Origin of the sequence: Streptomyces sp. (assembly GCF_019510245.1) — a bacterium.
Lineage (GTDB): Bacteria > Actinomycetota > Actinomycetes > Streptomycetales > Streptomycetaceae > Streptomyces.
Map to the genome: position 1 here is coordinate 1 of NZ_JAEKKT010000336.1, position 8,991 is coordinate 8,991.

General features: G+C 68.7%; 13 protein-coding genes, 3 tRNA genes and 1 pseudogene. 9 read left to right on the plus strand and 8 right to left on the minus strand.

Features of this window, described 5'->3' with window-relative positions; translation table 11 throughout:
- A pseudogene (locus JF597_RS50545) lies at nucleotides 1-546 on the minus strand (hypothetical protein); the annotation flags it as partial.
- A 146-nt stretch (nucleotides 547-692) separates the two neighbouring features.
- Between JF597_RS50545 and JF597_RS50550 the strand changes: the two are divergent.
- The 6 genes from JF597_RS50550 to JF597_RS50575 all read left to right on the plus strand — a co-directional run bounded on the left by JF597_RS50550 (nucleotide 693) and on the right by JF597_RS50575 (nucleotide 4,591).
- Nucleotides 693-908, plus strand: a complete 216-nt coding sequence (locus JF597_RS50550) for a type II toxin-antitoxin system VapB family antitoxin (RefSeq protein WP_020115394.1) — start codon at nucleotides 693-695, stop codon at nucleotides 906-908.
- Nucleotides 905-1,318 carry a PIN domain nuclease gene (locus tag JF597_RS50555; RefSeq protein WP_294013114.1) on the plus strand — a complete coding sequence of 138 codons (414 nt, stop codon included), beginning with the start codon at nucleotides 905-907 and terminating at the stop codon, nucleotides 1,316-1,318. Before JF597_RS50550 ends, JF597_RS50555 begins: the two co-directional genes overlap by 4 nt.
- A 361-nt stretch (nucleotides 1,319-1,679) precedes the next feature.
- Complete coding sequence (locus tag JF597_RS50560; protein ID WP_294013117.1) at nucleotides 1,680-1,907, plus strand: hypothetical protein; 228 nt, start codon at nucleotides 1,680-1,682, stop codon at nucleotides 1,905-1,907.
- A 422-nt stretch (nucleotides 1,908-2,329) separates the two neighbouring features.
- Nucleotides 2,330-3,520 carry an IS110 family transposase gene (locus JF597_RS50565; RefSeq protein WP_294013119.1) on the plus strand — a complete coding sequence of 397 codons (1,191 nt, stop codon included), beginning with the start codon at nucleotides 2,330-2,332 and terminating at the stop codon, nucleotides 3,518-3,520.
- Between the two features lie 401 nt (nucleotides 3,521-3,921).
- The gene (locus JF597_RS50570; RefSeq protein ID WP_294013144.1) at nucleotides 3,922-4,029 is read left to right on the plus strand and encodes a DUF6233 domain-containing protein; all 108 of its coding nucleotides are present in this window, start codon (nucleotides 3,922-3,924) and stop codon (nucleotides 4,027-4,029) included.
- A gap of 88 nt (nucleotides 4,030-4,117) precedes the next feature.
- On the plus strand, nucleotides 4,118-4,591 hold the full coding sequence (locus JF597_RS50575; protein ID WP_294013121.1) for an RICIN domain-containing protein: 474 nt from the start codon (nucleotides 4,118-4,120) through the stop codon (nucleotides 4,589-4,591).
- A gap of 91 nt (nucleotides 4,592-4,682) precedes the next feature.
- Here the strand turns inward: JF597_RS50575 and JF597_RS50580 are convergent, their stop codons facing one another.
- From JF597_RS50580 to JF597_RS50590, 3 genes are all read right to left on the minus strand, one after another.
- Nucleotides 4,683-5,309: a hypothetical protein gene (locus JF597_RS50580; protein ID WP_294013123.1), complete on the minus strand. Its 627-nt coding sequence runs from the start codon at nucleotides 5,307-5,309 to the stop codon at nucleotides 4,683-4,685.
- Between the two features lie 157 nt (nucleotides 5,310-5,466).
- Nucleotides 5,467-5,781, minus strand: a complete 315-nt coding sequence (locus JF597_RS50585) for a hypothetical protein (RefSeq protein WP_294013125.1) — start codon at nucleotides 5,779-5,781, stop codon at nucleotides 5,467-5,469.
- Nucleotides 5,782-5,853: 72 nt separating this feature from the next.
- The gene (locus JF597_RS50590; protein WP_294013128.1) at nucleotides 5,854-6,021 is read right to left on the minus strand and encodes a hypothetical protein; all 168 of its coding nucleotides are present in this window, start codon (nucleotides 6,019-6,021) and stop codon (nucleotides 5,854-5,856) included.
- A gap of 70 nt (nucleotides 6,022-6,091) precedes the next feature.
- On the opposite strand from JF597_RS50590, the gene JF597_RS50595 reads away from it, so the two are divergent.
- Complete coding sequence (locus JF597_RS50595) at nucleotides 6,092-6,208, plus strand: winged helix-turn-helix transcriptional regulator (RefSeq protein ID WP_294013130.1); 117 nt, start codon at nucleotides 6,092-6,094, stop codon at nucleotides 6,206-6,208.
- A 152-nt stretch (nucleotides 6,209-6,360) separates the two neighbouring features.
- Here the strand turns inward: JF597_RS50595 and JF597_RS50600 are convergent, their stop codons facing one another.
- Nucleotides 6,361-6,699 (minus strand): hypothetical protein, encoded by a 339-nt coding sequence (locus JF597_RS50600; protein ID WP_294013134.1) that lies wholly within the window; start codon nucleotides 6,697-6,699, stop codon nucleotides 6,361-6,363.
- Nucleotides 6,700-7,484: 785 nt separating this feature from the next.
- Here JF597_RS50600 and JF597_RS50605 point away from each other — a divergent pair.
- Complete coding sequence (locus tag JF597_RS50605) at nucleotides 7,485-7,727, plus strand: hypothetical protein (protein ID WP_294013137.1); 243 nt, start codon at nucleotides 7,485-7,487, stop codon at nucleotides 7,725-7,727.
- A 191-nt stretch (nucleotides 7,728-7,918) separates the two neighbouring features.
- On the opposite strand, the gene JF597_RS50610 is transcribed toward JF597_RS50605, so the two are convergent.
- The 3 genes from JF597_RS50610 to JF597_RS50620 all read right to left on the minus strand — a co-directional run bounded on the left by JF597_RS50610 (nucleotide 7,919) and on the right by JF597_RS50620 (nucleotide 8,316).
- Nucleotides 7,919-7,995 (minus strand) — tRNA-Ile (locus JF597_RS50610).
- Nucleotides 7,996-8,164: 169 nt separating this feature from the next.
- Nucleotides 8,165-8,237 (minus strand) — tRNA-Asn (locus JF597_RS50615).
- 6 nt (nucleotides 8,238-8,243) lie between these two features.
- Nucleotides 8,244-8,316 (minus strand) — tRNA-Asn (locus tag JF597_RS50620).
- A gap of 157 nt (nucleotides 8,317-8,473) precedes the next feature.
- Here JF597_RS50620 and JF597_RS50625 point away from each other — a divergent pair.
- Nucleotides 8,474-8,779 (plus strand): YtxH domain-containing protein, encoded by a 306-nt coding sequence (locus JF597_RS50625; RefSeq protein WP_294013141.1) that lies wholly within the window; start codon nucleotides 8,474-8,476, stop codon nucleotides 8,777-8,779.
- Nucleotides 8,780-8,991 lie beyond the last annotated feature (212 nt).

Below are 8,991 nucleotides of genomic sequence, written 5' to 3' on the forward strand. Positions count from 1 at the left end.
GTCGCTCAGGCGGGCGATCGGGTCGCCGCCCACGAGCTCTCTCAATTCCGGGTTGTCCCGGAACGCCGCGATGACCGGCTGCGTGCGGTAGTCCTCCAGGGCCTGCGCCTGCGAATAGTTCTCGGGGTCGGCGAGGTGCCGGGCCCGGAAGACACCGAAGGCACGGCCGGGCGGGTGGGCGGAGGCGAACTCCTGCCAGGCCTCGAAGGCTCTGCGTGCCCTGGCGGCCGCCACCGCACGCGGCGTTTCGAGGTCCAGCAGCGCGCGTGGTCCGCCGTCGCACAGCGCCTGCGGAACTTTGCGCGGCTCTCCGGACAGGGTCTTGGCACCCCGGATCAGACGCGGGTCGTCCTCGTGCCCCGGGACGACAAGGAACTCGCAGCCCCGGCCGCCGATCTGCCAGTAGTCCCACCAGGTCTCGACGTCCGGATCGCCGACTCCGGCGTCACGATTGTAGTCGAACGGCGCCATCGCCGCGGTGATGGCCTGGACGACGTCCCCCGGGTCGCACGAGGGAACGCACACCGTCACTCGTTCTTTTGCCATAGCTCTTACCTCGGTCCGTTCACACTCATGCCGTCGGCGGCGGGTCGCAGGAAACGAGCTACACCGAGTGCGGTGTGCGCGAGCCCATCAATATACAATCGATCATGTATATTGATATACGCCTTAGTGTGCATGAGGAGGTCATCTTGAGCCGCACCGTGATCGACCTCGACGACGAGGCACTGGAAGAGGCCGCCAAGGAACTCGGCACCACTACCAAGCGCGACACCATCAACACCGCCCTGCGCGAGGTCACCGCCCGCTACCGGCGCCTGCGCGCGCTCGAAGACGCCCGGCAACTGGTGACCGACGGAGCCCTGGACATCGACATTCTCCTGGACAAGAACCAGTACCGGCCGTGACCGTCGCCGACTACCTCATCGACACCTCCGCCCTCGCCCGCGTCCTGCTCCGCCAGACCACGACTGAGTGGGACGACAGGATCGGCGCCGGCCTCGTCGCGATCTGCGACATCACGGAACTCGAGGTCCTCTACTCCGCCCGCTCAGCCGCGGACCGCGCGCGGCTGAAGGCTGCACTCGACGCCCACTACGTGTGGTGCCCCATGCCTGACGGCATCTACCGCCGCTCCCGCGTCGTCCAGGAACAACTGACCACCAAGGGGGAACACCGCAGTGCGGGCCCCGTCGATCTCCTGGTGGCCGCAGCCGCGGAAGAAGCAGGCCTCACCCTGCTCCACTTCGACCGCGACTTCGAAATCATTGCTCGCACGACGGGGCAGCCGGTCCGCATGATCGACCTCACGCAGTAGAGTCCGCGCGGTCGCACGTACGGGCGTCAAGCCTCTCGCCGACCGCCCACCCGAGGCGGTATCGCGCTGATGCCCCCCCCTGATCACGGACTCGCGATGCCCGCGGCGCCGCCCGGCCGCCTGATCGGCCTCCCGGGCGCGCCTCCGCTCGTTCTTCTCGCGATCCTTGGTCGAGGCGCTCGTCGGCAGGGGCCGCGTGTATGTCGGGCCGCCGGTCAGCGCATCGCGGATACGGCCGAGGGCGCTCATGCGGTACGCCTCCCGCCACAGTTCTCGGCGCTCGCCTTGCCGCTGAACTTTGCGGACTCCAGTTGCCCAACGGCCCCCGGACCGTTCGGTGGTTCGCAGCTTCGACGGTCCGATGCCGGAAGAGGTCTGGCTGTCCATGACCGACGGCGTCGGAGTCCTCTGGGTGTGCGGCGACCTGCGCTTCCCGGCGGCCATGGCACCTCGCGGCGGGTCGCCCATCTGGCTCGCCACCCCCGTGCCCGGCCCCGCTCCGGCCGAGTCGAACCAAGGCCCGGGCGTGATCGAGGAGGTCGTCCGCCAAGCCGGGCAGGACGAGATGCGTGCATGGCTCAACGAGTAGTCCCGCTCCCGGCCGGGGGGTGCCTCGCGAAGCGCGGCCGGCGCGGCGGTGATTCACCGGTATCGAAGAGAACATCGTGAGCGACGTGCCCTGCTACATCGAGCGTCCTCTCAGAACACGATCGAGTGCTGTGGGTCGCTTTCCCTTCTGTCACCGCTTACTCCTGGAAACTTCGATCACAACGCTCAACCTTCCCTACGTTCTTCTCCGGGACCGGGCGAGCCCTTCGTATGGTTGGCCCACCCAGGGGCGTCGGGTGTGGCTTTCAACCTTCTGCCGCTTGTGGCTTCCAGCGATTGGCCGCCCGACGCCCCACGACGACTCGGCTGCCAATTAGGAATTGCGAATGATCGCTCCGTAGGGAATCGACAGCGAGGTCGTCCGTCGGGAGGCACCAGCACCACACCGCACGGAGGCACTACATGGCCGCGATCTGGGCCGGCATCGACGCAGGTAAAACCCACCACCACTGCGTCGCGATCGACGAGAGCGGCCGACGGCTGCTGTCCCGACGCGTCGCCAACGACGAACCTGAGCTCCTCCAACTCCTCGCCGACGTCCTAGCCTTGGGCGATGAGGTGACCTGGGGCATCGACCTGGCCGACGGCGGAGCCGCCCTGGCCATCGCGATCCTCCTCAACTACGACCAGCCGGTGCTCTACCTCTCCGGCCGGGCCATCCACCGCGCCTCCGAGGGCTACCGCGGCGAGGGCAAGACCGACGCCAAGGACGCCGCCGTCATCGCCGACCAGGCACGCATCCGCCGTGACCTGCACGCCTTACGCACCGGTGAAGAGACCGTCGTTGATCTCAAGATCCTCACCGGCCGCCGCATGGACCTGGTCGCCGACCGCACCCGCACTGTCAACCGGCTCCGTGCCCAACTCAACGGCATCTTCCCGGGCCTGGAGCGTGCGCTCGACCTGACCAACACGGGCCCGCTCACCCTGCTGACCGGCTACCAGACCCCGGCGGCCCTCCGCCGCATCGGCCGCAAGAGGCTGGAGACCTGGCTGCGCAACCGCCGTGTCCTGCGCGCCGACAAGCTCGCCGAGACGGCGCTCCAGGCCGCCGAGCGCCAGCACACCAGCCTCCCGGGAGAGACGCTGACTGCCCAGATGGTGCACACGCTGGCGAGGGAGGTGACGGCCCTCAACCAGCAGGTCGCCGAGATCGACAAGCTGATCGAGGCCCGGTTTCGCCAGCACCGCGACTTCGAAGTGATCACCAGCATGCCCGGTCTGGGCGTCATCCTCGGCGCCGAGTTCCTGGCCGCCACCGGTGGCGACATGAACGTCTTTGGCACTCCGGACCGGCTCGCCGGCTTCGGTGGCGTCGCTCCGGCTCCGCGGGACTCCGGCAAAATCAGCGGCAACCTGCGGCGCCCCCAGCGATACAACCGAAGGCTCCAACGCGTCTTCTACACCTCCGCGTTGTTCAGCATCCGCCACTGCGAGGAGTCCCGCCGGTTTTACAACCGCAAGCGCGCCGAGGGCAAGCGCCACACCCAGGCCGTGCTCGCCCTCGCCCGCCGCCGCGTCAACGTCATCTGGGCTCTCCTGCGCGACGGACGATGCTACAAGCCCGCGCCTCCGACCGCGCTCGCGGCTTGACAAACAGCATTAGGAATCGCTGCGAGAGATCAGACGTCACATCGACGACCGGCAGGCACGGGTGCTTGAATCGAACGTATGAACGAGCTGCCGCCTGACCCTCCTCTCCTTCGGGCGATCCTCGGGTACCTCGAACAGCAGCTCGCCGAGGTAGCGACTGTGGTCACGTACCTGCGGCTTCAGGTCGAGTCCGTACGGCACGCCCTCACGGTGGCCGAGAACAGGAAGCCCGCGCGCCCAGGCCCGCCGCAGCGCCGGCCAGCGACAGCCGTTGCGGCCCTGGGGCCCGCGCCCACCCGTGGCGAGCGGAAGTCGACGGGCTTCGTCATCGAGCAGCGGCGGACTCCGTCAGGTCCCCAAGAGCTGCGGTGCACTCGGACGACTGCTCGATGACCAGCGAGATGACGCACCCGGTGACCGCGCACGAAGCGCGGTTGGCCTTGACGGATGCGCAGCTGGAGGCGTGCGCGTTCTGCCGCCCGGACACCGAGCTGGGGATCTTGGACTAGAGCGTGTCTCTTTGAAGGGTTGGTCAGTTGATCAGAGGTGTCTGTCCGGTTAGAGGTACCTCTGAAAACCACTGTAAGGAGACCCCCAGTGCGCCGCCCGACCCGGAAAGCCTTCGCCGCCCTCATCGCCGCAGCCGGCCTCGCCTTCCCCCTCCTCACCCCCACATCCGCCTCGGCTGCCACCACCACCAGCCACTTCGCGAACTACCGCTACGGTGACTGCCTGCGCGAGACGGACGAAACCGGCCTCAAGGGCGACCGCTGCAACAGCGGACGCGGCAGCATCCTGTGGCATTGGAACGGCCGCCTCAACACCAACACCACTCTTAAGAACTACACGTGGGACCGCTGCCTCGACAGCAATGACCGGGGCGACGTCTACCCCCTGAGCTGTAACGGCGGCTCGTACCAGAAGTGGCGCACCGTCCAGCCCGCCGCCCGCAGCGCCATCATGCTCCAAAGCGTCGGCACGGGCCGCTGCCTCTACCAGCAGGACAACGGCTACTACCGCACTGCCCGCTGCGACCGAGGCGCCCAGAACCAGCGCTTCACCATCGGCTGAAAAGTCTCTCGACCGCTTCTCTCGACCGCTTCAAGATGCCGCCACGCGAGCAGCTCTTCCCTTGGCTCCGGGGCCCTGCGTGTGTTGGCGTTCAGTCGTGGGCGGGCGGGCCCTCCTGCTGCTGTATCTCGCGGTGGATGGCGGTGACCGCTTCAGCGAGGGCTGCGCCGACAAGGCCGCGGGGCACGCGCGTCCTGTACTCGACGCGGACGCCGTCTCGTTGCCCGGGGGACGTCAGCGGTGCCTGGGCGTCGGTCGCTTTGGTCGCTGACGGGCCGGTGACGTGTTCGCGGATGCCTCTGCATAGTGGCGGTTCGCCGGGCAGCAACGCGTGCGGCATGTGGCATTCCTGGCAGCGCGGCCGAGCACGTTGGCAGCTCCGGCCCGAGTCAGGCGAGTGCCTCCAGCCGAAGTCCACGACGCCGCTCGCCCATACGACGGGGGCGCCGCAGATGCACCTCAGGACTTGGTCGGCCACCGTGCGGATCGCGTCGTCCTCGTCGTGCGTGCGCTCGGCCGCCGTGGCGGGGACCGTGTCGAGACTCGCGATAGCGGCACGCTGCCCGTCCGGGCACATCTCGGCGAGCCGCATGCCGGGCCAGCAGGTACCGCACCCCACGGCATGGGAGACGGCGGCGTCGTACGCGACGGCGACGGCCTGGAGGAGCGGCATCGACCGGACGGGCTCCGGCTCCTCGCCGTGGATCCACCCGGCCAACGCGTCGGCGTACGCCTGTTGGGCCTTCTTCGCCTGCTCGTCGAGGGCCTGGGCCGCGTGCCGCAGCGTGCCCAGGTGCGGGGCGAACTCGGCGGCCTTGCCTGGTCCGGATGAGGGTGCCGTCGATCAGGACCAGCTCCCCGCCCTGCTCGGCGACCTATTCAGGGCTCGGCCCAGGCGCGGGGCCTGGACGGCGAGCAGTCCGATGGAGCTCGTCCCGCCAGCGACGGACGGTGGACTCGGACACGTCGTTGCCGCCGGCCATGTCGGCCAGGCGCTGGTCGTGGCGCAGTACAGCCAGGACGATCACCGCGATCTTCCCCGGCGGCAGGATCCGCCACCTGGACCGGACCGCCTTCAGGTGGCGTCGCAGCAGGTCGGCGAGGTGGTTGACGGTGCGCGTGGACAGCGGCATGCGGCACTGGTAGACAAGCGGGCCGCTGTCCTCGGCGAGCTCTTTGGTATTCGTCACACAATTCCAACGGCCGCCAGGGGCGCCCCGGTTACGCCCGTGCCGGGCCGCTCTGAGTGGCAGTGCTGCTGGTCACAGGCGGGTGGTGAACCGACCATCGGGCAGTTTCCGGAGCCAGCCGCGATCGACGAGTCTGACCAGCTTGCTACGTAGCGGTTCCAGCTTGGCCCGCACGCTGACGTCCACCCCCACCACCTCGCCGACCTCACGGGCCATGACCGGTCCGGCAGCCTGCCGCACGGCGGCGATAATGGGAGCGAATCCTCCTCCACGCCCGACTCGCGGTGCGGGACCAGCATCACCGCCCGGCGTGCGCGTCGAGTACGCGCTGACCGACAAAGGCCGCGCGCTGGGCGATGTGCTGTTGCAGCTGAACGGCTGGGCGCTGGAATGGATCACCCTGCCCAACGGGACGACGTCGCAGTGACGACTGGGCGCCATCGCCTTGATGCGATATAGGAGCGGAGGGTGGGGCCTCGCTCCGCGTGACCCTCCGCCGGATGCTGGAGGTGCTCGTCAGTCAGCCTTTCCCAGCCTCAGTCCGCCCGCTGATCGCGTGCCATATGTTTGCCTCCCCGCCTACGGGGCGATGGGGCCGTGGTTCTTGTCCGGGTGTGCCGACAGGACGTAGCGGGTGGCGGAGAGGTTGGACAGGCCGAAGAGGTCCATCAGCCGGACGGGGTCGGCGCTGTGGCGCGCCTCGTCGACGATTCGGTCCACGCGCAGGCGGCCGGCCGGCAGGCCGACTCGTTGGAAAAGCTGCTGGACCACGCCGGCGCTGATGGGCGGGCCGGAGTCGTCGACGGCGGTGTTGCGGGTGACGAAGAGGTGGGGATTGGAGCTGTCGGGCCAGCGCCAGTAGCGCTGGATCCCATGCTGTGGCCGGGCGCAGGGTGAAGTCGTCGAGGTAGATGACATGGTCCCTGCGTCCCGCCCGACGCAGGCGCAGTCGGCCCTTGCTGCGGTCGAGGTCGGTTCGCCGGAGGTGGACGAGCTGTCAGGGGAGGAGGGCGTAGCCGGTCTTCGCGGTCCTCCCATGGGTGCAGCCGGTCCGCCGCCTCCCAGACCACTTTCGTCTCCGCCTTCCTCATCTCCTCGCCCTCCCGGGCCCGTTGGGCAATCGGGGCGGCCTGTTCGCCACGCAGGAGCGGCTGGAGCGCCTCGTACTCCTCGGTGCGGTTCTTCTCGACGGGCCGCGGCTTCCATCGTCGCCATACGGTGATGGCGCGGCGGCCGTCCGCGGTGACGTGGATGGGGCGGCGCCCGATGTCGTCGGGCTCGCCGATGGTGAGGAACCCGGCTTCACCAGCGGGGGCAGACGGTGGCTGGCGACGATGCGGCCGGGCAGCCCCGGCACAGGCACCTCGCTCAGTGTGCCGTAGGAGTGGCGCTGCAGCTGGCCGACTGCCGCGCTGGCAGCGAGATCGGCCTGGCCGTCGACCAGCTGAGCCTGCGGCCTGGGCCCGCTGGAGGCGCAGGTCCTGCGGGTCCTCTACGGGCGGGGCGGGCACGGTGCCCGGTTCACTCTCCTAGGCCAGCCACAGAAAGGCGACGGACCCCCACAGCCCGCTCAGCCGACCTCGCCGGGGCCGAGCCCGAGTGCTGCGGAACCGAGCCCCAGCGATCCCGGGCCTGCGACGCCCCCCTCTCTCACGGTCGGGACGGTGCGGCTCGCGGACACGGAGAAGCGATGGTGTGAGGACGTGACCGTGGAGTTCCGCAACACCGGTGGTTCGCCGGTGACGGCCGGCGTGGTCACCTTCGGGACGCACATCATCGATCTGCTGGGCACCGACTGGAAGACGATCACGCAGACCAGCGAGCTGTCCACGCCGATCCCGCCCGGAGGGACTGTCGACCGCATGTGGACGCTGTGTGTGGACTCGTGGCGGGTGCCATCGGGCTGGCATATCGATACCCGTGACGTCGCCGCCGCGCTCAACTAGCTCGGCGCTCTGAGACGTCAACGCTCTGGCCGCCAGTGGTCAACGGGCCGTCAACTAGACCGTCCGGGTGGGGGATTTCACTTCGGGCGAGCAACGGGCGAGCTAACGATCTTGACGGCAATGAGAAGGCCCCGCCGAGGCGGGGGCCTTCTTGTTAGCGCAGGTGGGAGCGGTTCTGCCCGCGTAGCCAGTGGTGGGGCGGGTGGGACTCGAACCCACGGCCGACGGATTATGAGTCCGCTGCTCTAACCGGCTGAGCTACCGCCCCATAGCGGCGTGTCGCGTACATGCGTGCGCGCCGTCTGCCGCAGCATAGCCGCTCATACGATCTCCTGCCTCGCAGGGGCGACTTCGCATGCCCTTGAGGACTACGCCGTGACCTGCACGGTTGCGGGCGGACATGAAAAAGGACCCCGTCGGGGCCCTCCTTCTGCTTGCTCTCCCGACTGGACTCGAACCAGTAACCTGCCGGTTAACAGCCGGCTGCTCTGCCAATTGAGCTACGGAAGATCGAAGCTCCCCCGACTGGACTCGAACCAGTAACCTGCCGGTTAACAGCCGGCTGCTCTGCCAATTGAGCTACGGAGGATCGCTTCGTTGCATCGAACGTACCTCCCTGGGTATTCGCCAGGGGGCGGGCGCTCGCTGCGACACATACATTAGCGCAAGCAGGGGGGTGCTCCGCCAATCGGTTCCCCCGACACCGACATCGCACCGGAGACCTACACAAGGGAAGGGTGGCCGCCATGCGCTACAAGCTCACGTTCGTGGTCGGACTGACTCTGGGTTACGTGCTGGGCACCCGTGCCGGGCGCGAGCGCTACGAACAGTTGAAGAAGTCCGCTCGCCAGGTGGCCCAGAACCCCGCCGTCCGCAACACCGCCGAGACGGCGGCCCAGCAGGGCCGCCAGTACGCCGGCAAGGCCTACCACGCGGTCAGCGACAAGGTCGGCGACCGGGTGCCGGAGTCCGTGACCCAGCGGGTGCGCTCGCTCCGGGACCGCAACACGAACGGTGCGCCGGAGGACGACTGGGGCACCAGCACCACTTGAAGCCGGCAGTGACGCACACCACCCGCGGACGCGGGGCCGTGACCGTCCGGGCCTCCGCCGCGGGGCGCGGACGGCCACGGCGGGCCGGCGCCCGCCACATCGTGCGCGCCGCAACGACGCTACGCCCATAGAATTTGCGCCATGGGGATAGTCGCCGGGTTGGACAGCTCACCCGATTTCACTCGCATCGTCGTCTGCGACGCAGACACCGG